This window comes from Sulfitobacter sp. L-8 (assembly GCF_056859255.1).
Genome location: NZ_JBSXOD010000053.1, coordinates 298,981 through 323,830 on the forward strand (window position 1 = coordinate 298,981; position 24,850 = coordinate 323,830).

Sequence of the window (24,850 nt, forward strand, 5' to 3'; positions counted from 1 at the left end):
AATAAGGGTCTTGAAACTGCATTTTCCATCCCCACATGAGTGCAGTCGGAATGCCTGATGAGGGTTCCGGCGAAGTAACCAGAGCCTGTCCGAAGTGGAAGGCTTGTCAGAGTAATCGCTCAAATGAGGATGAATAACATGCGTAGTTTTGATTTTGCACCGTTGCACCGTTCGACCATCGGCTTCGATCAGATCGCCAATCTGATGGATCGGGTTCTGGCCAATGACGTGGCCCAACCGAGCTATCCCCCTTATAACATTGAAAAGCTGAATGACGATTCGTATCGGATTACGATCGCGGTTGCCGGCTTTGGCGAAGCTGACCTGAGCGTCGAGGTTCGTGAGAAATCCCTGATCGTTTCGGCGCGCAAGGCGGATGAAGATGCGGATAAAACCTATCTGTATCGCGGCATTGCCACCCGTGCGTTCGAGCGCCGGTTCCATTTGGCCGATCATGTGCAGGTAACAGGTGCCGCCCATGCAGACGGCATGCTGCATATCGAACTTGAACGCCAAGTGCCCGAAGCACTGAAGCCGCGTCAAATTCAGATTGCCAGCAACGTTTCGGCGATCGAAAAGGACGTGATCGACGCCAGCGCAGTGAACTGAACCAGCGCGGTCAATTGAACAGGTTGATAAGATACTAAACCAAGCCCGGTGCACGCGCGCCGGGCTTTTGACTTCTCCCTACTAGGTCACTCTTGTTGACATAAAAATGCGCCGGCGTCACAGTGCCTCGAATCCAAGGGAGAGGAATGCCGGATGTCACTTCAGGAAATATTTGCGACCCGCGCAACGCGCATGAAAGCATCCGAAATTCGCGAATTGCTTAAACTGCTCGATCAACCCGATATTATTTCGTTCGCGGGGGGTATTCCCGACCCCGACCTCTTTCCGACGACGGCTTTTCAAGAGGCATTCGTCGATAGCTTGACCGGCCCGTTGGCGACCCAAGGCCTGCAATATTCACCAAGCGAAGGCCATGCGCCGCTCAGGCAGTGGATCGCCACGCACATGCAGACATTGGGTATTCCCGCAACCTCCGACAATATCCTGATTACATCCGGGTCTCAGCAGGCACTCGATTATCTGGGCAAGCTTTTCCTATCGCCGGGGGACACGGCCCTGATCGGGTGGCCCACTTATCTTGGTGCCTTGGGCGCATTCAATGCCTATGAACCGCGGTATGACAAGTTGGACCCACTAAGCAATCGCAGCGGTGCAGATTATGCCGCGGATGCGGAACATGCCGGGGGCAAAGCCAAGTTCGCATATCTGTCGGTCGACTTCGCCAACCCGACCGGTGCCACGGTCAGCCATGCCGCCCGTGAACGGGTAATCGATTTGGCAGATGAAATGGACATCGCCATAATCGAAGATGCCGCGTATCAGTCGTTGCGCTTCGACGGTGAAGCGATCCCTCCGATCCTGGCTATCGAGGCCGCGCGCAAGAATGGTGATCTGGAGGCATGCCGTACAATCTATTGCGGCAGTTTTTCCAAGACACTGTCGCCGGGGCTGCGCGTTGGTTGGGTCTGTGCGGCACAGCCGGTGATTGCCCAGTTGGTACTGATGAAACAAGCGGCAGATTTGCACAGCGCTTCCTTAAACCAGATCGCAATTTGCAAAGTCGCCGAGACGCATTTCGACAGCCACATCGCGACCATCCGAAACGCCTATCGCGCCCGTCGCGATGCAATGTTGAAAGCGCTGGAAGAACATATGCCGAAAGGTGTCAGTTGGACCAAACCCGAAGGAGGTATGTTCATCTGGGTCACATTGCCCGACGGTCTTGATGGGGCAGAGCTTCTTAAGCGGTCACTGGAAACCGAAAGGGTTGCATTTGTTCCCGGGCATGCATTTTTTGCGGATGGCTCCGGGCGCAACACTGTTCGGCTGAGCTATTCAACGTCAACGGAAGACAAGATACGGACCGGGGTCGCGCGGTTGGGTAAACTGGTCAAGGCGGCGATCGCCCGTTGAAGCCGGTTGAACGTGCGCGGGCGGCAGGATGATCCGCCGCCCGTGATGATCTATCAGATCGACATGCAGATATATTTCATCTCAAGGTAATCTTCGATGCCATGGTGGCTGCCTTCGCGGCCCAGGCCCGACTGCTTGACCCCGCCAAACGGCGCGACCTCGGTTGAAATGATCCCGGTGTTTACGCCAACGATGCCGTATTCCAGCGCCTCGGCCACCTTGTAAACGCGGCTAAGGTCTTTGGCGTAGAAATAGGATGCAAGGCCGAAAATCGTGTCATTGGCCATCGCAATCACTTCGTCTTCGTCTTCGAACTTGAACAGCGGTGCAAACGGGCCGAAAGTTTCCTCGGTCGCGACTTTCATCTCCTGCGTCACCCCGGTCACGATTGTCGGCTCGAAGAAATTGCCAGCCTGATCGTCCTTGGCATTTCCAAGAATGATCTTGGCCCCCTTGGAAACTGCATCTTCGATGTGTTCCTTAACCTTGGCACCGGCGTCGGCATTGATCAGCGGCCCCAATTCGACGCCTTCTTCAAACCCGTCGCCGACCTTCATCTGGTTAACCCGCGTTTTCAGTTTCTCAGCGAAAGCATCGTAGATGCCCGCCTGCACATAGATGCGGTTTGCACAGACACAGGTTTGGCCGTTGTTGCGGAATTTGCATAGAATCGCGCCTTCAACGGCGGCATCAAGATCGGCGTCGTCAAACACGATGAACGGCGCGTTGCCGCCCAATTCCATCGAGCATTTCATGACCTGATCGGCGGCTTGCTTGAGCAGGATACGCCCGACCTCGGTCGACCCGGTGAATGTCAGCTTGCGCACGGCGGGGTTTTCACAGAACTCTTTACCCACAGCCGAGGATGAAGACGACGGCAACACGTTGAACACGCCCGCCGGAATACCTGCGCGTTCGGCAAGTACGCCCATGACAATGGCCGACAGCGGGGTTTCAGCAGCGGGGCGGGCAACAAAGGAACATCCCGCCGCCAGCGCTGGCGCGGCTTTGCGGGTAATCATCGCGTTGGGGAAGTTCCATGGCGTGATGGACGCCGCAACCCCGATGGGCTGCTTGATGACCGTGATGCGCTTGTCACGCTGGTGCCCCGGAATGGTTTCGCCATAGACCCGCTTGGCCTCTTCGCCGAAAAATTCGATGAACGAAGCGCCATAGGCGATTTCGCCCTTGGCTTCGGCCAGCGGCTTGCCCTGTTCGGCGGTCAGGATGGTGCCCAGATCATCTTGATTTTCCATCATCAGGTCGAACCATTTGCGCAATACGGCAGCGCGTTCCTTACCGGTCCACGCGGCCCATCCCTTCTGGGCCTTTTCCGCCTGGGCGATCGCCCCTGCAACTTGGGCACGGCTCAGGTCGGCCACCTTGGCTATTACATCGCCGCGGGCAGGATTGGTCACATCAAATGTGCCATCGTCGCCGTCGACCCACTGGCCACCGATGTAGGCGCGGGTTTCAAGCAGGGTCGGGTCTTTGAGCATGGATTTCAGATTGGTTTTGGCGTCAGTCATTTTGATCTCTCCGCTTTTGTCTGTGGTACCCAAAGCAACAATCGGTATGATTGTCTAGTTCGAGTTCGAAATGGTACCCTGACGGAGGACTTAAATGCAGCTAGATGATGACTATGCTAACGCCGCATATATTGAGGGTGCGGATCAGTTTCCGCCGCGCTGGCAATCGGCTGCTGCAGCGTTCCGCAAAAAGCTTGGGTTCCGAGCGCAAAAGAATATCTCCTACGGGCCGACAGACCGGGAAGTATACGATTTCTTCGAACCCGAGGGGGTTTCACGCGGAACGGTGATCTTCGTACATGGCGGATACTGGAAGGCGTTCGCACCGTCCGACTGGTCGCATCTGGCGGCGGGTGCCCTGGCGCGCGGCTATGCTGTTGCGATGGTCGGGTATGATTTATGTCCCGATGTGCGCGTCACCCAGATCACCGGGCAAGTGGCCCGTGCAATGATGGAAATTGCCAAGCGTACCCAAGGGATGATCGCCTTGGCCGGGCATTCCGCGGGCGGCCAGCTCGTGGCGCGTATGATGGACCCATTGGTGCTGCCCGGCGACGTACGCGACCGGATCGAAAATATCGTGTCCATTTCGCCGGTCGCCAACCTGATGCCCTTGCTTCAGACATCAATGAACGACATTTTGCAGCTGGACGAGGCCGAGGCGACGGCGGAAAGCCCGGTCAACATGACCCCGCCCCACGGTGTGAATGTGACGATCTGGGTAGGCGCACAGGAAAGGCCGGCCTTTCTAGAGCAGGCCGAACAATTCGCACGGGTTTGGGGTGCAAAACAGTTCGTCATCGAAGGCCGGCACCATTTCGATATCATCGAACTGCTTGAAGATACTGACAGCGATATGGTGAAAGCGTTATTGGGGGTAAAGTGACCTCTTGATCGTGTCGATAAAATCGGCGAAGGATTGGCAAGGGTCAGAGCGATGGCGTCGCTCTAGGTTTAACGGCTCTTGCGTCCTGTACGCCGGGACCTTTCTGAGAAGGAGGGTCTGACATGACCAACTCGTCCACCACCGCACGTCCTGATATGTACCGGTTCCATAATGGCGCGAAATCTCCGTTGCCATTCGAGGCCGCCGAATACGAAGCAAGACTTGAGGAACTGCGCGAACGGATGGAGGCAGCAGGCGTTACTGCGGCTGTTTTTACGTCCATGCACAACGTCGCTTATTATTCGGGCTTTTTATACTGCGCCTTCGGTCGGCCGTATGGTCTGGTTGTCACCGATACGGATTGCGTCACAGTGTCGGCTGGAATTGACGCCGGTCAACCTTGGCGGCGCAGCTTTGCCGACAATATCACCTACACCGATTGGCAACGCGATAACTATTGGCGCGCAGTTCTATCCATCACCGGCAAAGGTGCCGTTATCGGATACGAGGGCGACCACCTGACGCTGATGCAGCGTGACAAGCTGGAAGATTTCCTTGAACCTGCGGTCATGGTCGACCTGTTCGAAACCACCATGCGCCAACGGATGCACAAATCCCCCGCCGAGATCGCCTTGATCCGCCAAGGTGCACAGGTTGCGGATGTCGGCGGATATGCTATCCGCGAGGCCGTCAAGATCGGAGCCCGCGAGATTGACGTCGCCATGGCAGGTCGCGATGCGATGGAGCTGGAGATCGCCAGGCGCTTTCCCGACGCTGAATACCGCGACACCTGGGTATGGTTCCAGTCAGGTCTGAACACCGATGGCGCACACAACCCGGTGACATCTCGCAAGATCGAACGTGGCGATATTCTGTCGCTGAATACTTTCCCGATGATCTCGGCTTACTATACCGCGCTGGAACGAACGATGTTCGCCGGAGAAGTGGACGCAGCCAGCCTCAAGATTTGGGAGGCGAATGTGGCGGCGCATGAGCTTGGGATAAGCCTTCTTAAACCCGGTGTAAGCTGTGCCCACGTGACCCAGCAAATCAACGCCTTTCTCGAAGAACGAGATCTTCTCCGGTATCGGACCTTCGGGTATGGTCATTCTTTCGGGGTCTTGTCGCACTTCTATGGGCGCGAAGCAGGGCTTGAGCTGCGCGAGGACATCGACACGGTACTTGAGCCCGGCATGGTAATCTCGATGGAGCCGATGCTCACACTGGCTGCTGACCAGCCCGGCGCGGGCGGGTATCGCGAACACGATATCTTGGTGATTACTGACGACGGAAATGACAACATCACGGGCTATCCATATGGGCCAGAGTTCAACGTCGTCGGTTGATTGTTTTCTGTGTATGCCACCTGGTTGCTACGCCATGAAAAGGACGATGCCGGGTGGTGCACACATGTTTCGGTGACATGTTCGCGCCGCCAGGGTCTGGCTTGGCGCAAAATTTATGTGACTTGACGCGCTTAGAAAGATGTCTAGTTTGAGCCCTTGAAAAAACGGAGATCAATCTGCGCTATGCGAAAATCGCTGTTTTTTGCGGATAAGGTGCTTTTTGTGCACAATACCTGTGAGTGCCCAAGATGAAAGCGTCCTTGATCGAAGACGAAGAAATGCGCCTTGCCTTGTTACGCGGGTACAACATTCTAGATACGGCCCCTCATGAAGGGTTCGACGACATCACCAAGCTTGCCGCCGAAATCTGTGGGGCACCGATTGCTTTGATTTCATTGGTCGATGACAATCGTCAGTGGTTCAAATCCAAGGTCGGTCTCGCTATCGAGGGTAGCAAAATTGACGACAGCATGTGTGCCCACGCTATTGCCGCCAGGAATTACCTCGAGATACAGGACACTGCCGCCGATCCCCGAACCGCTGACAATGGATTTGTCACGGGCCCGGATCAAATACGGTTCTATGCCGGGGCTTTACTTGAGGATGATAATAAGTTGCCGCTTGGTACGCTGTGCGTTCTCGATAAAGAACCACGACAGCTTAACGACTTTCAACGACGTGCACTAAAGGTTTTGGCGGTCCAGGTCATGCGCCAGATCGAACTGCGCAAAGCCTTGGCGGATGCCGAGGTCCTGCGCAAAGAAGTGGATCACCGCGTCAAAAACTCCCTTCAATCGCTCGAAGCGCTGATCCGAATTCAAGTACGCAAAGAGAAGTCTCCCGAAGCCCGTGCGGCACTCGACAGTGTTCAGGGGCGATTGGCCACGATCAGCCAGCTGCACGAGGCATTGTATCTGACCGACAGCGGAGCAGCAGTCGATATCGCGGAATTCCTTAGGAAAGTAGCCCATTCAACAAGTGAACAGATGCCCGCCGGAGTACACATCGAGATCAAACTTGAGCAGACCAACCTATCGTCACGCTCTGCGTCATCCGTCGGTATGATCGTCAACGAAGCGATGACCAACGCAGCCAAATACGCCTATCAGGATCGCGAAAGGGGCGCATTTATCATCTCGGGAGAGAGGCGTGGCGGCTTTTATCACCTGTCTTGCATAGACGATGGCCCGGGCATTCCAGCAACCGACCCGTCAGGGTCGGGGCTTGGCATGCGTATTTTGACGGCTGCGGCGCAGCAGCTTGGTGGCGAGATGACATTGCTTGACCGGGAAGACGGGGGTGAGGTCAAGTTCATCTGGCCGATCTTCGAGTAGTAGGTTCCGAATTGTATTGGCGCGAACCAGATGCGGCACCCCGCTGGCTGGACCTTGTCGAGAAGGCTGTTTTCGTGCAAACACAGTGATAGCGATAGGGAGGATCAGAGTTTCCCAAAGCGATCCTTGGGCGCTATCCAAAAGGTGGTGCCAATCACAGTAATCTTGCATCTCACTAATTTTTACCAAGGGTAGTAAGCATATGGCGATTTTAAAGTGGGTTTTCTGGTTGACGATCTGGGCCGTTATCGCAGCTTTCTTTCACTATACCCTGCCGCAAGTCGACATCGTAAGGATCACCGATACTTACGAAAAGCGTATAGATTTTGGCAATAATTCTATTTTCTGGTCCAAGGCAGACGTCGGCAACAACGCAACGCTGGGCAACCGCGATGTGTTTTTTATCCAGACCCGGCGCGCCAAAGGCGATGTCATGGTGTACCGCAACGAAGACACAGGCTGGGGGTGGCCGCCATATTTCAAGTTCGACACCACGAACCTTCAGGCAGAAGCATCTGATTTGAAATCATCGTCTGGGTCGCCACAATACGTGGCGCTGAAACATTACGGTTGGCGCAACGAATTCTTTTCCATCTTCCCCAACGCGACATCAATGTGGGTGGTTGACGGGCCGAATGCGTCCACGGGTATCCCTTTTGGGAATATCATCATCCTGACTTTGTTTGCGGCGACGGCCTATGCAATCTGGGTCCGCTGGCGGCGGTTCAAACGCAGCCGTATCGACCCGACGGTCGAGCGGATCGAAGACGATTTTGCCGAACGGCAAAACCGTTTTTCTAGCTGGATGAAAAGCCGCAGGAAAAAGTAGCGTCGAGCGGTGCGGTGGGTGCTGCCACAAGGGGGCGCATGATTATAGCGGGTCGCCCCCCTTGTTTCATCTTCGCCTGTCAATCGCCGCTTGTTTCCGATTAGGCCTGTTGGCTGACCATGCGCCCCATCGGGCGACCGCCAAGAATATGAACGTGCAAATGCGGCACATCCTGGACCCCGTGGGCACCAGCGTTTGCAATCATGCGAAACCCTTCACCCACAGGTAAAGCAAGGCCCTCGGCCTTGCACACTTCCGAGATCGCGCGGGTAAAATCGACGATTTCGGCGTCCGATGCCTCGGCTGCGAAATGATCGTAGCTGACATAAGGACCCTTGGGGATGACCAGAACGTGGCTTGGGGCCTGCGGTTGGATATCGCGAAAGGCCAATGAGTATTCAGTGTCCAGAACCGTATCGTTGGGAATTTCGCCCCGTAGAATTTTGGCAAAGATGTTTTGGGGGTCGTAAGTATAGGCCATAGGGTGTCCTTAATCGGAAAACAGGTACGGAGCATTCGCAATATCATATGCTTTTGCCTCAGGAATATTCAAAAATGTCGCCAATGCAGCGGCGTTATCATCAGCCGTGGCAGTTTCGCGTATACGCGAATAATGCTCGTACTGAGAATCGCGAATGCGATCGGTTTCAAAAGCTATATCATTACGGATCGCGGGCAATAGACGCTCCATCGTGCCGTCCGACGTATGTTCGCCCGCCAGACCTACACGCATTGCATGACCGATCAGGTAGTCATCGGAGAACTTGCATTCTATCTCCAGGATCCGGGTAACTGAACGGTCCGATGCAAAATCGTCGAGCAGTTCGATATTTCCCGGGTCGATGCATATGACCAGCCGGTCTGTCTCGTAATAATCAAACAGCATACGCATCAAGACACGCCGGTGCCGGGTGCGCTTGTTCAGGGTATTTTGTATACCACCCAGATCGGGCAAGGCTGTGTTTTCCTCGTTGAACAAATATTCGATTGCGGGCAAGTTCGTCGCTTGTCGCACACGCCCCACCACGCGCTTTGCCACATGCCATTTTTTGCACACCAAAATCAGCAGTTCGCGTTCACGTCCCAAGGCGCTGTCATTTTCCCAAAACCGGGTGGTAAATCGGCGCCCGACACGCCCGCGGTCGCTTAGGAATTTAAACAGGCTGCGCCCTTCGTTGCTGATTTGAAAATCAACACCCTCAGCGGTATAGAGCAGCCCCAGTCGGCGTTTCAGTTCGGTTGCCTCACTGCTGATTTTTCGCGCGAACATATAGTTTTGCGCCAACAGCAGTTCGTAGTGGTCGTTATAAAACGTCAATGGCATCCCATAGTCGGTGAACATCAGGAACGTTAAGGTGCGGGCGCTGATCTCGGAATTGGGCACTACGTGGCGCACGATGGTCTGAAAGAATGTTTCGTCCGGTATCCACGTGGTTTTGAAGAAACGCATAACGTCCCTGCGTCGCTTGGTGAACTCAATCACCGTTTCAACCGTTTGGCGACGCAGGCACCACCATTGGCTGCCTATTTGTATTTGAAGATCATGCGGAATGTCGCGGGTCAGCCCAAGCCGCTTCTGCAGCTTGAACATCCCGTAGAACCGTTTCTTTTGGGTGCGTTCGTTGAACCAGTGACGGTAAATCAGCCGTTCTTCTTTCCAACCTGTCTTGATCCAGTCGCTCTCGAAAAAGTCGAAGCTTTCAATGAAGTCGAGGTCATTATCGTCAAGATAGTTATGCGTGTATTCGGCCGATTTAATCGCCATGCAATCGCCCGACAGCATGTAGAAATGGGTTGCCCGCGGAAAGGCGTCCAGCCCGCTTTGTACAGCGTTAAGCGTCGCCTGAACCAACGACCATTCCCCCCAGCCACAACGAATGCGCTTGCTTGCGAAGGTAACGTTGGGATTGCCCGACAATGCTTGGTATATTTCCTTGTACGCGCTGTTGCTCGCAGACGCATCAAAGTGAATGGACATATAGTCGCCGGCCTTGGTCAAGCGTTCGGCCTGCCGTATTATCGCAGTTGGATCCTTATGACACAGAAGAATATAGGCGATTCTGGCCATATCAGATCAGCAGCCTTTTGCACGAGGTGACTTATACTGATAATCGCGATCCACGATTGAATAAACCGCGAATATTTGTTTTTTTGTTACATTGCCGTTTTTGCGCCATAAATTATAACACCTATAATGATAAAATTAGGAGGCCGGGCAGTAAATGGGTTTTCCAGGTACCTGGATGACGGAAAGTGAAAGCGTTGTGTACCGCGTCGTACCAAAATGCGCATGTTCGACCATTGGTCAAATCATGTTCTATTCCGATCACGGCAAATTTTTCGACGGCGATATTCATGATGCCAAATCCGGCTTGCACAAGTGGGCCCTTGATGAATCGCAGGGGCCGATTGAAAGGAATGTGGAAAACCACACGTCCTATGCATTCACCTGCGTACGCAACCCGTATACCCGCGTACTAAGTTCGTTTTTCGACAAGATCTGCGGCATACAGCGAAACGGCAAGCGTTATCGTGGTAATCTGGTGCCGCTACTGATGCAGAAATACGGCATCGAAGTCGGCGGTGCGGATGGCAAACAAGAGTTTGATCAGATTGCCAGCTTTCGCCGGTTCCTTTTGTTTGCGCGCGACACGGTCCGCTGGCGCCGCCCGATGGATCCGGACATTCACTGGTCGGCCCAGTCGGGGCATGTAAGCACATTCGTCGTGAATGGCGGTACGTATGACAAGATCATTTGGACCGAAAAGTTCAACGATGGCATGCAAGACGTGCTGGACGCCATCGAAACACCCCATCAGGTAAAGCTGGCGGAAATTCCGCGTTTCAACGAATCCGAAGGGCACGGCCCCAAACGTGCCCACCCGGTCGAAGACTATTTTGACGATCTGTCGATGCATCTGGTTCGTGAAATTTACAAAGCGGATTTCGAGCTTTTCAAATACGATTTCGACAATCCCGGAAACAAGATGCCGATCGCCGAAATCGACCTTGCCGAGGTGCACGCCAAGCTCAGGGATTAAACCGAAAGCCGGAAAATCCTGTCTATGACAACGGCTCGCCCGCCTTGTAGGCTATCGGGAATTACTCGCCTAATCTCAGGTGCGACCACCGAAAGATGAAGGGTAGATAGCCGACCTGCACTGGTAGGGCGGCATTCGCACACACACCATCTTGCGCGCAAGGCGTTGGCGTCCTACATCCAGTTTATGTCTCAGGTTAAATCTTCATCAAAGTCAGACCCGAACTATAAGGTCATCGCTGAAAACCGTCGCGCACGGTTTGATTACGCTATCGAGGATGACGTTGAATGCGGTATTATCCTCGAAGGGTCCGAGGTCAAATCACTGCGCAACGGCGGGGCCAATATCGCCGAAAGCTACGCCGCGGTGGAAGATGGCGAACTGTGGTTGGTGAACTCATACGTCGCGCCCTACACCCAGGCCAAGACCTTTACCCACGAAGAACGCCGCCGCCGCAAGTTGCTGGTGTCCAAGAAAGAGCTTTCGAACCTCTGGAATGAAACACAGCGCAAGGGGATGACCCTGGTGCCGCTGGTGATGTATTTCAATCACCGCGGCATGGCAAAGATCAAGATCGGTATCGCCAAGGGTAAAAAGCTGCACGACAAGCGTGAAACCGCAGCCAAGCGCGATTGGTCGCGGCAAAAGCAGCGCCTGCTGAAAGACCACGGTTGATTTCCTGCCCATCGATAATTTAAAGCGGCGTCGGCCGGTTTGATCTCAGACCCTTGCCTGTATGCGCCTGCGCGGTTAGGCAGTGAACAACCTGTTTCAAAAAGGGCTGACCCATGGCTGACAACCCGAAGACGCTTGTTTCAACCGATTGGCTTGTTCAACATCTCAAGGATCCGGATCTGCGTGTTCTGGACGCTTCGTGGTATTTACCCGATGCGGGCCGCGATCCAAAGGCTGAATATGACGCCGCCCATATACCCGGGGCCCGGTTTTTCGATATAGATGACATTTCCGACGCGCGCTCTGATATGCCACATATGGCCCCACCGGCCGAAAAATTCATGTCCCGGATGCGGGCATTGGGGGTTGGCGACGGACACCAAGTCATCGTCTATGACGGGGCAGGCCTTTTGTCAGCAGCCCGCGTCTGGTGGTTATTCCGCCTTATGGGGCAGGAAAATGTCGCCGTCTTGGATGGCGGTCTGCCGAAATGGCAAGCCGAGGGCCACCCGGTCGAGGACATGCCCCCGATCGCCCGAGACCGTCACATGACGGTACGTTTTCAGAACCACTTGGTCCGTGACGTGACGCAGGTCGCTCAGGCGTCCAAGCTCAAAGACCCGCAGATCGTCGATGCCCGCTCGGCGGCGCGCTTCCGCGGTGAAGCCCCCGAACCGCGTGAAGGTCTGCGTGCAGGGCACATCCCCGGCTCCCGTAATCTGCCCTATACCGATTTGCTGAACGACGATAAAACTCTGAAGTCCACACAAGACATCAAGACCATCTTCGAGGCCGCTGGCATTGACCTGTCGCGCCCTGTCATCACCAGTTGCGGGTCAGGTATCACCGCGGCCATTCTGGCTCTGGCGCTCGAACGGATCGGCCATGCGAATTGGTCGCTTTATGATGGATCATGGGCCGAATGGGGCATGTTCCCCACGGTGCCCGTCGCAACCGGAGACGCATGATGTTTGAAACTCTTCAGGCCCAACCTGCCGATAAAATCCTTGCTCTCATGCAAATGTACAAGGATGACCCCCGCGAGACCAAGATCGATCTGGGCGTTGGCGTCTACAAGGACGCGACGGGGCTGACACCGATTATGCGCGCCGTCAAATCTGCCGAACACCAACTTTGGGAGACGCAGGACAGCAAAGCCTATACCGGTCTGGCCGGCGATCCTGCCTTTGCTGATGCAATGATCTCCATGGTGCTGGGGGACGCGGTCGCCCGCGATTGCATCGCCGCCGCCGCCACGCCAGGGGGGACGGGGGCCATTCGCCAGGCTTTCGAACTGATCAAGATGGCCCGCCCCCAAGCCAGGGTTTTCGTATCTGATCCGACGTGGCCCAACCACTTGTCGATCCTCAAATATCTCGACATGCCCGTCGTCCCGTATCGCTACTTCGACGACGAAACACGGGGGGTCGCCTTTGAAGGGATGCTACAGGATCTCAAAACCGCGCAAAAAGGCGATGTGATCCTCTTGCACGGTTGCTGTCACAATCCGACGGGGGCCAACCTGAACGGCGAACAATGGAACGCCGTGATACAGGTACTGCAAGATACCGGCGCAACCCCGATGGTCGATATCGCCTATCAAGGCTTTGGCGACGGGTTGCTTGCCGATGCCGCCGCGACCCGGCAGGTCGCGGCCGCCGTTCCGGAATGCCTGATCGCTGCAAGCTGCTCCAAGAATTTCGGTATCTACCGCGAACGCACCGGCGTCCTGATGGCGCTTTCTTCGGACACGTCGGCGCAAAGGCTCAATCAGGGCACATTGGCGTTTCTCAACCGTCAGAACTTCAGTTTCCCACCGGATCATGGTGCGCGGCTCGTCACAATGATCCTCAATGATGATACCCTGCGCGTTGACTGGATGACAGAACTCGAAGACATCCGGACCACGATGCTCGGCTTGCGCAGCCAGTTGGCGCAAGAATTGCAAAACCGCTCCGGTTCGGACAGGTTCGGTTTCCTGGCGGCACATCGTGGCATGTTCTCGCGCCTCGGTGCGTCGCCTGAAATGGTGGAAAAGCTCCGCACCGATCACGGGATCTACATGGTCGGTGACAGCCGGATGAATATTGCAGGGTTGAACAGCCAGACTGTGCCCATCCTCGCAAAAGCGATCATCGACGTCGGTATCTGACTTAAACCTTCACCCTTTCTTAAATACTCAATGCGCGACATCACCCGGCGCGTGGTATCGCCAATATCTATATCTCGTGTCGAAACCCTAACGATGTGACCGTTGGATGCAAAAAGCCCGGGCAGTGATGCCCGGGCCAGATCGATGGACATCAACGGTCCTAGCTCTTTGAGAATTCCGGATACGCTTCCATCCCAAGCTCTGATACATCAAGCCCGGCAATCTCAGCTTCTTCGCTGACACGTATCCCCATTGTCGCCTTCAAAACGGCCCAGACGATGGCAGACACGATGAACACGAACGCACCGATAGATACAAAGCCGATGATCTGGGTCACGAAGGAAGTGCCCTCAGTATAGACCGGAACAACCAGTGTACCCCAGAAACCGGCGATCAAGTGCACGGGTATCGCCCCCACCACATCGTCGATCTTGAGCTTATCCAGAAACGGTACCGCAAACACCACGATCACACCGCCCATCGCACCGATCCACAGCGCGCCGAACAGCGTCGGGTCAAGCGGGCCCGCAGTGATCGATACCAACCCGGCCAGCGCGCCGTTCAGTACCATGGTCAGGTCGACCTTCCTGTACATGATCTGGGTCAACACCAGCGCCGAAATCGCCCCGGCCGCCGCGGCCATATTGGTGTTTGCAAAGATCTGTGCGACAGCGTCGGCATCCGCCATCGTACCCATCGCAAGCTGCGACGCGCCGTTGAAGCCGAACCATCCCAGCCATAGAATGAACGTTCCCAGTGTTGCCAAAGGCAGGTTCGAACCTTGCATCGGTATCGTCCGACCATCCTTGTACTTGCCAATACGCGGTCCCAAAATCAGAGCTCCGGCAAGCGCGGCGAAACCGCCGGCAGCATGGACAAGCGTGGACCCAGCAAAGTCACTGAAACCGATCTCGGAGAGCCATCCCGCGCCCCACTGCCAGCTTGCTTCGATCGGATAGATAAACCCGGTCAGCACGAGGGTGAAGATCAGGAACGGCCACAGCTTGATGCGCTCTGCCAGGGTTCCCGAAACGATGGATGCCGTCGTCGCACAGAACATCAACTGGAAGAAAAAGTCCGACGCGTTCGAATAGCCGCCCGCATCGATGGAAGACTTGATATCCTTGGGCGCAATTGATCCGAAGACGCCTTGCAGGATCCAGTTATCCCCGGGGTACATGATGTTATACCCGACCAGCCAGTACATGATGGCAGCCAGCGCAAAGAGCGCGATATTCTTGGTCAATTGGGTTGTCACGTTCTTGGAGCGGACCAGTCCGGCTTCCAGCATCGCGAACCCAGCGGCCATCCAGAAAACCAGAAACCCCCCGATCAGGAATAGCAAAGTGTTGAAAATAAAAGCGGTCTCGGCAGATGTTGCGAATTGTGCATCTTGTGCGAAACCCCAGCTCGGCAATAGCGCCGTGGCCGCAGCCAAAGGTATCAGATATTGTGGTTTCATCTCGTTGTTTCCTTGGGTGTAAGGGGGTCAGATGGCGTCTTCGCCAGTTTCGCCGGTGCGGACGCGCACGGCCTGTTCGACATCAAGGACAAAGATCTTGCCGTCGCCGATCTTGCCCGTATGGGCAGTGCGGGTAATGGTTTCGACCATCTGATCGGACAGTGCATCGGCCACGACCAGTTCGAGCTTTACCTTGGGCACAAAATTCACGACATATTCGGCACCGCGATAGATTTCGGTGTGTCCGGATTGGGCTCCAAAGCCCTTGATTTCTGTCACCATCAGGCCGCGCACACCCGCGTCGGTCAGTGCTTCGCGCACTTCCTCCAGCTTGAACGGCTTGATTGTTGCAATGATGAGTTTCACCTATAAGTCCCTCTGCTGCTTGGCAGGCATTTCCCTGCAAGATGTTTCAACAGGAAAGCGGAGCCGGGAGGGTTTATGGAAGGTGAGACTGCGCGGGGGAAATCCAAAAGCGCCACATGTGCATAAAAATAGAGCACACACCAAAAAGCGCACAAAAAATGATCACATAATAGATCCAACTTGCGGCGCTCAGCGCTAAACAATCCCGGTTACACAGGTTAAAAGGCACGAACGAATGGCAGAGCGAGCAGCCCAATGAGTGATTCATCCAAGCGAAAGCGCCCATTGGTCGCTGACCGGCGCCGTACATCAAAAAGTGCGGCTTCGACTAAGACGGCCGCTTCAAGCCGAAAGTCGACAAAGACACCCGCAAAGCGCCGGGGCGGGCGTGGCACGCCATCCCGACGCAAAGGGCCGATCGGCTTGCTTAGTGCATTGGTGCGTTGGGTGTTTCGGTTGATCTGGACGATTACATGGCGCATCACCGCGGTGGCGGTGTTGATGCTGGCTCTGGCGGTTGGCTATTTCTACACGACATTGCCGCCTCTCGAAGTTTTGCTTGATGGTCGCGCGCGCGGGTCAGTTACCCTGAAGGATCGCTATGGCGAAGTGTTTGCTTGGCGGGGCGACCAATTCGGCGGGATCGTAACGGCCGATAGCGTGTCACCCGCTTTGCGGGATGCCGTGATCGCGACCGAAGACAAGCGTTTCTATCAGCACTTCGGGGTCAGTCCGCGCGGCATCGCTTCGGCGATAAAGATCAACCTGAGTGAAGGCCGAGGACCGCTCTCGGGTCACGGTGGGTCGACGATAACCCAACAGGTCGCGAAGCTGTTGTGCCTGGGCGAACCTTACGACGCTTCAAGCGGGCAAACCGAAAAAGAATACGAGGCCGAGTGCCGCCGCACCTCGTTGTCGCGCAAGGCTAAGGAAGCGATCTTTTCCATGGCGATGGAAGCCAAATACTCCAAGAACGATATTCTGTCGATCTATCTGAACCGGGCCTATATGGGTGGCGGAGCGTTCGGGGCAGAGGCCGCTGCGCAGCGCTTCTTTGGAAAACCTGCGTCCGCCTTGTCACCTGCCGAAGGGGCGATGCTTGCAGGGTTGCTGACGGCCCCCACCACACTTGCTCCGACGAACAATCTTGACCGGTCGCAGGACCGGGCTGCGACGGTCATCCGCCTGATGCAAGACCAAGGTTATCTGACCAAAGCGCAAGCGGACAGCGCGATCGCCAACCCCGCAGAGTTGTCAGAAGCCGCAGAGGCAGAAGCCGGGGGGTATTTCGCCGATTGGGTGATGTCCTCGGGCCCGGAGTTTTTCACCCGAAACACCACCGAAGACGTGATTATCAAAACCACGCTTGACCAAAAAATTCAGCAAGCAGCCGAGGCTGGCTTGAAATCGGTTTTCGAGAGCAAGGTTCGCGAAGGGTCGAAAGCACAGGCGGCAGTCGTCGTCATGTCCGCCGATGGTGCCGTGCGGGCCATGGTCGGCGGGCGCAAGACCAAGGTCGCGGGCGCATTCAATCGCGCCACCCAAGCGATGCGGCAAACGGGGTCGGCGTTCAAGCCATTCGTCTACGCGGCGGCGCTTGATCTGGGGTATTCACCCAACGACCTGATCGACGACGCGCCGTATTGTCTGAATATTCCCGGCTCGGGTGAATGGTGTCCCAAGAATTACACCAGCAACTTCAAGGGTAAGGTGACGCTGACCACGGCATTGAAGGATTCGCTCAACATTCCGGCGGTCAAGCTGTCCGAAAGTGTCGGCCGTGAAGTTGTCAGCCGCGTCGCCGAGCAATTCGGGATCAAAAGTGATCTGGCGGCTGGACCTGCGCTGGCGCTTGGTGCGTCCGAAAGCACCTTGCTTGAAATGACCGGGGCATATGCAGGTATCCTGAACGGGGGGTCTTCGGTGAAACCTTACGGTTTGATTGATCTTTCGCTTCAGGGGGACAGCGAACCGTTGATGGGTACGGGCGGCGGCATCGGCGAACGGGTCATCCAAGAGGATGCAGCGCTGCAACTGGTTTATATGATGTCGAAAGTCGTATCAGAGGGTACAGGCCAGCGGGCACAATTCGGCGGGCGCGAGCTGGCAGGAAAAACGGGCACGACGCAGGCCAACAGGGATGCGTGGTTCATCGGATTCTCTGCCGATTACGTTACCGGCGTCTGGATGGGCTATGACGATAACACACCTCTTAGCGGGGTATCGGGTGGTGGTCTGCCAACAGAAATCTGGCGCGAGGTCATGGTGCGTGTTCACGAAGGGCTGCCCAACACGCCGTTGCCGATGATCGTACCGGCCCCGGCTGTGGTGCAAGCCCCTGAGCCCAAACCAGAACGCCAGCCGGTCCGCAGACAGCAGCGCGAGAACCCGCTTGGGATCATTGATCAGGTGCTGCGCGATATTTTCGGAAGATAAACCAACATAAGCCATGCATGCCGTTGCGACGGGGCATGCATGGCTTGAGACCTAGGAAAACAAAGGACGAAGTGCAGTAATGAACTCGGGTTCGGCCCGGTCAGCCTGCCTTGTTCAACTCGTGTATCGTGGCATTCAGATCGCCACCGCTCATGTCCAACATGGATCCGATCTCGCTGCGTTCGGTCAGCAACAGGTTGACGCCTTCCAGGAACATGTTGAAGAACTGAAGCTCCCCAGACTTGTCCGATACCAAAAAGATGACCTCGATCGGATTTTCGCCCTTGAGATACGCAGTGGTTTTGATCTCAAAGCCAGCCTTGATCTTGCGCGCACCTTCCACTTCGATCCGGCCGCCAATGAATTGCCGGAATCTCTTGCCATATTTCTTGGCAATATAACCGGCAAATGCTGCATTGAACGCTGACTTCTGTTCGGCGGTGGCGCTGCGGGCATCCACCCCCAGAGCGTATTGCGCCATGATTTGGACGTCGGCGTATCGGACGAACAACTCTTCAAACTGACGGATCATTGCAGCCTCGGGCGCGCCGCTGTCTATGACGATGTAGATGTCGCCGATAAGCCGTTTGATGAAGGCCGTGGCGTCATCTGCGTTTAATGCAAGAGCAGGGCGTGCCAGCACGATGGCCAACGCTCCCCCGCCAAATGCGCGTCTGTTCATCTTATTGCAAATATGGGTCATCGTAAGTTACGGGGGCTCCGGTGCGCCGAGACAATTCATACCGACGTTTTTGCAGATAAATCAATCTTGCTTGCGAATAGCTGTCAGTACTGCCTTCTAGCACGTCGTTAATGGCATCGCTGCGGCGGCTGTTTTTGAACACGCTATCGGCAAATTTAGTAACGGTACCGACATATTTTTCGGGCCGCGGCAGCGTATAAGATAGTGGGTTGGTGAACAAATCCACAAACCGGCCCGCAACGTCGCGACCTGTCGAGGGGCCGACAAACGGCAGCTCGTAGTATGAACCTTCACCGACGCCCCACACATAAAGCGTTTCACCAAAATCGGTGTCATGCTTTGGAATTTGGAATTCCGATGCAACGTCCGCGATCCCGCCAACCCCAAGCACGGTGTTGGTAAGGAAGCGGTAGGACGCTATGCCGAACCCTTTTACATCGGCCTGCAAGGCGCTGTTCACGGCGACCTGCGGCATCGAGAGGTTTTCGGCAATATTGTGAACGACCGTTTGCACTCCCATAGGCACGGCGTGCGCAAGGCCGCTCCCGTTTCCGGATCCGGCCAGTTTCTTGTTGAAATTGTGGACCTTGCGATTGCTCTGTTCGTGCGGATCGTTGATGCCGGTCGGTTGGACGCGGCCAGCGCCGCTACACCCGGCGAGGCCGGCGATCAATGCGATGACAATCAGCGCACGCGGCGAAGATCTTTTGATATTGCCTAACGACACGATGCAATTCCTTGGAAACCAACCAAACTCGGCTCCTTATGGGCACGATGAGCTGAATTAGCAATATATGTTTACGGGTGCGGCGTTTCGCCTTAGCCACTATGGCAATAATGACGATGGCCCTTTCCGTTTGCGAAAGCCCCCGCTATCGTCCTGCAAAAGTACCGCAGTTATTTTAAAGGACTGAAAATCATGAGCATCACCAACCGCTTGAACGATCTTGGGGTCACGTTGCCAGATGCCCCGGCTCCTGCCGCAAATTATGTGCCATTCGTGGTAACCGGCAGCACGGTCTATGTGTCGGGCCAGATATCCAGTGGACCAGACGGATTTATCACCGGCAAACTGGGCCAGGACATGGACGTCGACGCCGGCGCCGCCGCAGCGAAAACCTGCGCGATCAGCTTGTTGGCGCAGGTAAAGGCCGCCTGTAACGGTGACATCGAAAGACTTGTGCGCGTGATCAAATTGACAGCTTTCGTCAATTCGACCGCGGACTTCACGGATCAACCCAAAGTGGTGAATGGTGCGTCCGACTTTCTGGTCGAGGCTTTGGGCGATGCGGGGCGTCACGCACGGTCTGCGGTATCGGCAGCATCCTTGCCATTGGGCGTGGCCGTTGAAATTGAAGGTATCTTCGAAATCAAATGACCCTGCCATCAGCGTTTTACACCCAACCCATTGCCCACCGTGGTTTGCATGATCTCGGCGCGGGTCGTCCGGAAAACAGCCCTGTCGCATTTGAAGCCGCGATCAGCCGTGGGTATGGCATTGAATTGGACGTGCAACTGACCCGCGACGGCGCCGCGGTGGTGTTTCACGACTATGCCCTGGATCGCTTGACCAACGAAAAGGGTGCCGTGCGGCTGCTGGACGCGGCCGAGCTGGGGCGCATGACCCTTAAAGGGGGTAATGACAAGATCCCGACGTTGGAAGCCGTGCTGGACCAGATCGCGGGCCGCGCCCCTGTGTTGGTCGAGATCAAGGATCAGGACGGTGCAATGGGCGACGATCTTGGTCCTCTCGAACGGGCCACGGCACAAGCGCTGCGCGGATATCGCGGCGACGTCGCGGTAATGTCGTTTAACCCGCATGCGGTTGGGCGGATGGCTGAATTGATCCCCGAAGTTCCGCGCGGCATTGTGACCAGCGCCTATTGTTACGACGACTGGCCGCTGCCGAAGGCGACCTGTGATCGGCTGCGCGAAATTCCAGATTACGACGCCACCGGTGCAAGTTTCATCAGCCACGAAGTTGATGACCTTGCGCGCGACCGGGTTGCCCAGCTCCGCCGTCAGGGCGCGATGGTCTGTTGCTGGACCGTCCGTAGCCTCGAGGCGGAAATGTCGGCGCGGGAATTCGCTGATAATATCACCTTTGAAGGGTATGCAGCTCCGCTCTCTTCTTGAAGCTGACCGTCGCGGCCACAGATAAGGTGCTAGGCAATCGGAAGGTCGGGATGAGCGCACAAGAAGTCGAAATAAGAATTTCCCCTCGGATTGCCGATATTGGTCAAGCCGAGTGGGATGCCTGCGCATGCCCCGAAGCAAAACCCGGTGTGCGTCCGAACGACCCTTTTACGACGTATCGTTTTTTGTCCGCGCTCGAACAAAGCGGGAGCGTCGGTCCGGGGACCGGCTGGCAACCGCAGTACCTTAGCGCCGCTATCGGTGGCCAGGTTATCGCGGTGGCCCCGATGTACGCAAAGTCTCACAGCCAGGGCGAATACATCTTTGACCACAGTTGGGCGCATGCGCTGGAACGTGCCGGCGGGCGCTATTATCCCAAGTTGCAAATCGCTGTTCCGCATACTCCGGCCACTGGTCGGCGCTTTCTGGTGCGCCCCGGTTTTGAAGGTTCCGGAATGGCGGCTTTGGTGCAGGGGGCGGTACAGCTTACGGATAACAACGGGTTGTCATCCCTGCACATCACGTTTTGCACCCAAGCCGAAGCCCAGGCAGGTGAGGATCTGGGTCTATTGGTCCGAAAAAGCCAACAGTTTCATTGGCGAAACAACGGGTTTGAAGATTTCGACGGGTTCCTGTCCACGCTCAGCTCTCGCAAGCGCAAGAATATACGCAAGGAAAGAGAGCAGGCGCAGCGCTTTGGCGGCGAAATCGAAGTGTTGACCGGGGATGCCATCCAACCTGCGCATTGGGATGCATTCTGGCAGTTCTATCAAGACACCGGGGCAAGAAAGTGGGGGACACCGTATTTGACGCGGCAGTTCTTTGATATCGCTCAGCAAAACTTGCGCGACGACATTGTGCTAGTCTTGGCAAAGCGCGATGGTGCGTGGGTTGCGGGTGCGTTGAATTTCATTGGCGCGCAGGCGCTCTATGGCAGGTACTGGGGATGCACTGAACACCACCCTTTCTTGCATTTCGAGCTGTGCTATTATCAGGCCATCGACATCGCCATCGCGTGGAAACTGGCCGCCGTGGAGGCCGGTGCGCAGGGCGAACACAAGCTGGCTCGCGGTTATCTGCCGAGACCTACTTGGTCTTTGCATTGGATACGAGAGGAGGGTTTCATGCGTGCCGTCGCAGACTATCTTTCACAGGAGCGGGCCGCCGTTGACCAAGAGATCGACATACTCACCGAATATGGCCCGTTCAAAAGAGCTGAAATCGAGGAACAACAATGAGCGAAAAGCTGAGCGAAGAGACACGTAAAACTGTACTGGCACCGCTGTTTAATACGGGTTGGGAAATGACAGATGACCGTGACGGGATAACCAAGACTTTTGTCTTCAATGACTTTGCCGACGCTTTTGGCTGGATGACCCGCGCCGCGATCTGGGCAGAAAAATGGAACCACCATCCCGAATGGAGCAACGTCTACAACAAGGTGGTGGTCACGCTTATCACCCATGACGTCGACGGGCTAAGCTCTCTTGATGCCAAGCTGGCACGCAAGATGGACGGGCTGATGGGCGATGCGAAATAGCGCAGCCACGCCCCCCGGAATAAAAATGCAGCCTCATACGCCGAGGCTGCGTTTTGTGTTTCATAGTGCGATCCCCCTTGGGGGTTACATGTTGTCCAACAAGGCTTCGCCGCCGGACAGGTCGCAGACACCGGGGCTTTCCTCGGCTTGGAACAACGTGACCTTGCCATCTTCAACCAGCATCGCGTAACGCTTGGAACGTGATATCAGCCCAGCCGGAGCAGCCGAAAAGTCCATCCCGATCGCTTTGGTGAATTCGCTGTTGGCGTCGGCAAGCATGGTGATGCCCGCAGCGTTGGCACCGGTTGCTTCGCCCCAGGCCTGCATCACAAACGGATCGTTGCAAGAGATACAGATGATTTCGTCGACGCCCTTGGCATCGAACTTGTCCTTGTTGCGCACAAAACTGGGTACGTGTGCCGAATGACAGGTCGGTGTGAACGCTCCGGGAACGGCAAAGACAACGACCTTGCGGTCCTTCAGCTTATCCGACATCTGCACAGCGGTAGGGCCGTCTTCGCCCATGCGTACCAGCGTTGCGTCGGGCAACGTATCACCTTGGGAAATCGTCATATGCGTGACCTTTCATGTCATTGCGTTTGTCTTGGCTAAAGATATAGGCTTTGCAGCAGGCAGGAAAACGGTTTTTTCGAAGGGGACAGCGATGAAACATGTGGTCGTGATCGGGGCAGGACAGGCAGGATCGTCCTGCGTTGCCAAGCTGCGCAACACCGGCTTTGCCGGCGAGGTCACCCTGATCGGTACCGAAGCCGTACCGCCTTATCAACGTCCGCCTTTGTCCAAAGCCTATCTTCTGGGCGAGATGGCATTGGAAAGGTTATTTCTGCGTCCGGAAAGTTTCTATGCCGAAAACGGGATTAACCTGATGTTGGGTACCACTGTCGAAACAATCGACACCTTTGCGCAAACCGTCCGCGCCGCCGGCCAAACCTTCGCCTATGATGAATTAGTGTTAACCACCGGGTCTGTGCCGCGGCGCTTGCCCGCCCGGATCGGCGGCACATTGGATGGGGTGCATGTGGTGCGGGGTCTGGCCGATGTCGATGCGATGCGCCCGCGTTTCACCGAAGGCGCGCGGGTGTTGATCGTCGGCGGGGGCTATATCGGTCTGGAAGCCGCATCAGTCGCTGCCAAGCTGGGCCTCAAGGTGACATTGGTCGAAATGGGCGACCGTATTCTGCAAAGGGTCGCAGCACCGCAAACGTCGGATTTTTTTCGGGCTTTGCATACGTCCCACGGGGTCGATATTCGCGAAGGCGTGGGGTTGGAGCGTCTCTCGGGAGATACCAAAGTGACGGGTGCAGTGCTGTCGGATGGAAGCGAGCTGGCCGTGGATTTCGTCATCGTCGGCGTGGGCATCGAAGCTGCAACCCAACTGGCGGATGCCGCGGGTATCGTGATCGACAATGGCATCAAGACCGACGCTTACGGGCGTAGCTCGGCACCGCATGTGTGGGCTGCGGGGGATTGCGCCTCGTTTCCATATCGGGGCCAGAGAATCCGGCTGGAATCTGTGCCCAACGCCATTGATCAGGCAGAATGTGTCGCCGGAAACATTATGGGGGATGACAGGGAATACCTGGCAAAACCATGGTTCTGGTCCGACCAATATGACGTGAAATTGCAAATTGCCGGGCTGAACTCAGGATATGATCGCGTCATCACCCGGCGCACCGATGCCGATAGCATCGCGTTCTGGTATTACCGCGGCGACGAACTGCTTGCCGTCGACGCCATGAACGACCCGCGCGGCTTCATGATCGGCCGTCGCCTGATCGAAGCGGGAAAATCCCCGGCACCTGCTTTGGTCGAGAACCCCGATACCGACATGAAAGCCCTGTTGAAATCATGAGGATCATCGCAGGAAAGCACCGCGGGACTCAGCTTGCCGCTGTGGGGAAAGGTGACGAGGAAGCGCATCTGCGCCCGACATCCGATCGCGTGCGCGAAAGCCTGTTTTCCATGCTGACCCACCATAATGTTATCAATGGCGCGCGTGTGCTGGACCTATTCGCGGGTACCGGCGCATTGGGGCTCGAGGCGCTTTCGCGCGGTGCGCGCGAAGCTGTCTTCATGGAAAACGGTCGCGTCGGCCAAAAGCTGATTGCAGAGAACATCAAAAAGTTGCGGGTCGAAGCGTCGGCCACTCTCATGCGGACGGATGCGACAAACCTCGGCGGCTGGATCGCGGCTCCGTTTGATCTGGTTTTTCTGGACCCCCCATACGGCAAGGGGTTGGGAAAGGTTGCGTTGACCAAAGCGCTGGCTGGCGGATGGCTGGGCCCGGATGCGATGGTCGTGTGGGAAGAAAACGCCGCCATGGATGCCCCGGACGGGTTTGCCCGACTGGATAAACGTAAATACGGCGACACATGGATCACGCTGCTTGGCGTGGCGTGATGGCGCAGGTA

General features: G+C 56.0%; 25 protein-coding genes. 17 read left to right on the forward strand and 8 right to left on the reverse strand.

What is annotated here, in order from left to right:
* Positions 1-138: 138 nt before the first annotated feature.
* Positions 139-609: an Hsp20 family protein gene (locus AC13DE_RS14765; protein WP_446313761.1), complete on the forward strand. Its 471-nt coding sequence runs from the start codon at positions 139-141 to the stop codon at positions 607-609.
* Between the two features lie 153 nt (positions 610-762).
* Entirely contained in the window at positions 763-1,983 is a 1,221-nt protein-coding gene (locus AC13DE_RS14770) for an aminotransferase-like domain-containing protein (protein ID WP_483048257.1), read from the forward strand.
* A gap of 53 nt (positions 1,984-2,036) precedes the next feature.
* Here AC13DE_RS14770 and AC13DE_RS14775 read toward each other — a convergent pair whose 3' ends face one another.
* The gene (locus AC13DE_RS14775; protein WP_446295551.1) at positions 2,037-3,512 is read right to left on the reverse strand and encodes an NAD-dependent succinate-semialdehyde dehydrogenase; all 1,476 of its coding nucleotides are present in this window, start codon (positions 3,510-3,512) and stop codon (positions 2,037-2,039) included.
* 94 nt (positions 3,513-3,606) lie between these two features.
* Between AC13DE_RS14775 and AC13DE_RS14780 the strand changes: the two genes are divergently transcribed.
* From AC13DE_RS14780 to AC13DE_RS14795, 4 genes are all read left to right on the forward strand, one after another.
* Positions 3,607-4,398 (forward strand): alpha/beta hydrolase, encoded by a 792-nt coding sequence (locus AC13DE_RS14780; RefSeq protein WP_446295552.1) that lies wholly within the window; start codon positions 3,607-3,609, stop codon positions 4,396-4,398.
* 122 nt (positions 4,399-4,520) lie between these two features.
* Positions 4,521-5,744, forward strand: coding sequence for an aminopeptidase P family protein (locus AC13DE_RS14785; RefSeq protein WP_483048258.1), 1,224 nt, complete (start codon positions 4,521-4,523; stop codon positions 5,742-5,744).
* Positions 5,745-5,992: 248 nt separating this feature from the next.
* On the forward strand, positions 5,993-7,078 hold the full coding sequence (locus tag AC13DE_RS14790) for a histidine kinase dimerization/phosphoacceptor domain -containing protein (RefSeq protein WP_483048259.1): 1,086 nt from the start codon (positions 5,993-5,995) through the stop codon (positions 7,076-7,078).
* A 202-nt stretch (positions 7,079-7,280) separates the two neighbouring features.
* The gene (locus tag AC13DE_RS14795) at positions 7,281-7,907 is read left to right on the forward strand and encodes a DUF1523 family protein (protein WP_446313232.1); all 627 of its coding nucleotides are present in this window, start codon (positions 7,281-7,283) and stop codon (positions 7,905-7,907) included.
* A 100-nt stretch (positions 7,908-8,007) separates the two neighbouring features.
* Here the strand turns inward: AC13DE_RS14795 and AC13DE_RS14800 are convergent, their stop codons facing one another.
* Together AC13DE_RS14800 and AC13DE_RS14805 are read right to left on the reverse strand one after the other, a co-directional pair.
* The gene (locus AC13DE_RS14800) at positions 8,008-8,388 is read right to left on the reverse strand and encodes an HIT domain-containing protein (RefSeq protein WP_446295556.1); all 381 of its coding nucleotides are present in this window, start codon (positions 8,386-8,388) and stop codon (positions 8,008-8,010) included.
* A 9-nt stretch (positions 8,389-8,397) separates the two neighbouring features.
* Positions 8,398-9,975 (reverse strand): DUF5928 domain-containing protein, encoded by a 1,578-nt coding sequence (locus tag AC13DE_RS14805; protein WP_483048260.1) that lies wholly within the window; start codon positions 9,973-9,975, stop codon positions 8,398-8,400.
* Positions 9,976-10,129: 154 nt separating this feature from the next.
* Here AC13DE_RS14805 and AC13DE_RS14810 point away from each other — a divergent pair, with 154 nt between their 5' ends.
* The 4 genes from AC13DE_RS14810 to AC13DE_RS14825 all read left to right on the forward strand — a co-directional run bounded on the left by AC13DE_RS14810 (position 10,130) and on the right by AC13DE_RS14825 (position 13,775).
* Entirely contained in the window at positions 10,130-10,948 is an 819-nt protein-coding gene (locus AC13DE_RS14810; protein ID WP_446313230.1) for a sulfotransferase family protein, read from the forward strand.
* A gap of 186 nt (positions 10,949-11,134) precedes the next feature.
* The gene (smpB, locus tag AC13DE_RS14815) at positions 11,135-11,623 is read left to right on the forward strand and encodes an SsrA-binding protein SmpB (protein WP_483048261.1); all 489 of its coding nucleotides are present in this window, start codon (positions 11,135-11,137) and stop codon (positions 11,621-11,623) included.
* A 113-nt stretch (positions 11,624-11,736) separates the two neighbouring features.
* The gene (gene sseA, locus AC13DE_RS14820; RefSeq protein ID WP_446313229.1) at positions 11,737-12,591 is read left to right on the forward strand and encodes a 3-mercaptopyruvate sulfurtransferase; all 855 of its coding nucleotides are present in this window, start codon (positions 11,737-11,739) and stop codon (positions 12,589-12,591) included.
* On the forward strand, positions 12,591-13,775 hold the full coding sequence (locus tag AC13DE_RS14825) for an amino acid aminotransferase (protein WP_483048440.1): 1,185 nt from the start codon (positions 12,591-12,593) through the stop codon (positions 13,773-13,775). Before sseA ends, AC13DE_RS14825 begins: the two co-directional genes overlap by 1 nt.
* Before the next feature lie 160 nt (positions 13,776-13,935).
* On the opposite strand, the gene AC13DE_RS14830 is transcribed toward AC13DE_RS14825, so the two are convergent.
* Positions 13,936-15,237, reverse strand: coding sequence for an ammonium transporter (locus AC13DE_RS14830; protein ID WP_446313228.1), 1,302 nt, complete (start codon positions 15,235-15,237; stop codon positions 13,936-13,938).
* Between the two features lie 27 nt (positions 15,238-15,264).
* On the reverse strand, positions 15,265-15,603 hold the full coding sequence (locus AC13DE_RS14835; protein ID WP_483048262.1) for a P-II family nitrogen regulator: 339 nt from the start codon (positions 15,601-15,603) through the stop codon (positions 15,265-15,267).
* Between the two features lie 255 nt (positions 15,604-15,858).
* Between AC13DE_RS14835 and AC13DE_RS14840 the strand changes: the two genes are divergently transcribed.
* A complete protein-coding gene (locus AC13DE_RS14840) occupies positions 15,859-18,039 on the forward strand; it encodes a transglycosylase domain-containing protein (protein WP_483048263.1) in 2,181 nt (726 codons plus the stop codon).
* A gap of 100 nt (positions 18,040-18,139) precedes the next feature.
* Here the strand turns inward: AC13DE_RS14840 and AC13DE_RS14845 are convergent, their stop codons facing one another.
* A complete protein-coding gene (locus tag AC13DE_RS14845; protein WP_483048264.1) occupies positions 18,140-18,721 on the reverse strand; it encodes an MlaC/ttg2D family ABC transporter substrate-binding protein in 582 nt (193 codons plus the stop codon).
* Between the two features lies 1 nt (position 18,722).
* On the reverse strand, positions 18,723-19,469 hold the full coding sequence (locus AC13DE_RS14850; protein ID WP_446298005.1) for an MlaA family lipoprotein: 747 nt from the start codon (positions 19,467-19,469) through the stop codon (positions 18,723-18,725).
* 192 nt (positions 19,470-19,661) lie between these two features.
* On the opposite strand from AC13DE_RS14850, the gene AC13DE_RS14855 reads away from it, so the two are divergent.
* From AC13DE_RS14855 to AC13DE_RS14870, 4 genes are read left to right on the forward strand one after another with little or no spacing between them, the layout of a single operon-like run.
* A complete protein-coding gene (locus tag AC13DE_RS14855; RefSeq protein ID WP_446313226.1) occupies positions 19,662-20,120 on the forward strand; it encodes a RidA family protein in 459 nt (152 codons plus the stop codon).
* Positions 20,117-20,878 (forward strand): glycerophosphodiester phosphodiesterase family protein, encoded by a 762-nt coding sequence (locus tag AC13DE_RS14860; RefSeq protein WP_483048265.1) that lies wholly within the window; start codon positions 20,117-20,119, stop codon positions 20,876-20,878. The genes AC13DE_RS14855 and AC13DE_RS14860 overlap by 4 nt, the downstream gene beginning before the upstream one ends.
* Before the next feature lie 50 nt (positions 20,879-20,928).
* The gene (locus tag AC13DE_RS14865; protein ID WP_483048266.1) at positions 20,929-22,116 is read left to right on the forward strand and encodes a GNAT family N-acetyltransferase; all 1,188 of its coding nucleotides are present in this window, start codon (positions 20,929-20,931) and stop codon (positions 22,114-22,116) included.
* Positions 22,113-22,418: a 4a-hydroxytetrahydrobiopterin dehydratase gene (locus AC13DE_RS14870; RefSeq protein WP_446298001.1), complete on the forward strand. Its 306-nt coding sequence runs from the start codon at positions 22,113-22,115 to the stop codon at positions 22,416-22,418. The genes AC13DE_RS14865 and AC13DE_RS14870 overlap by 4 nt, the downstream gene beginning before the upstream one ends.
* 84 nt (positions 22,419-22,502) lie before the next feature.
* Here AC13DE_RS14870 and AC13DE_RS14875 read toward each other — a convergent pair whose 3' ends face one another.
* Complete coding sequence (locus AC13DE_RS14875; RefSeq protein WP_446298000.1) at positions 22,503-22,991, reverse strand: peroxiredoxin; 489 nt, start codon at positions 22,989-22,991, stop codon at positions 22,503-22,505.
* Between the two features lie 91 nt (positions 22,992-23,082).
* Between AC13DE_RS14875 and AC13DE_RS14880 the strand changes: the two genes are divergently transcribed.
* Both AC13DE_RS14880 and rsmD read left to right on the forward strand, forming a co-directional pair.
* The gene (locus tag AC13DE_RS14880) at positions 23,083-24,291 is read left to right on the forward strand and encodes an NAD(P)/FAD-dependent oxidoreductase (protein ID WP_446313222.1); all 1,209 of its coding nucleotides are present in this window, start codon (positions 23,083-23,085) and stop codon (positions 24,289-24,291) included.
* A complete protein-coding gene (gene rsmD, locus AC13DE_RS14885; protein ID WP_483048267.1) occupies positions 24,288-24,839 on the forward strand; it encodes a 16S rRNA (guanine(966)-N(2))-methyltransferase RsmD in 552 nt (183 codons plus the stop codon). Before AC13DE_RS14880 ends, rsmD begins: the two co-directional genes overlap by 4 nt.
* Positions 24,840-24,850 lie beyond the last annotated feature (11 nt).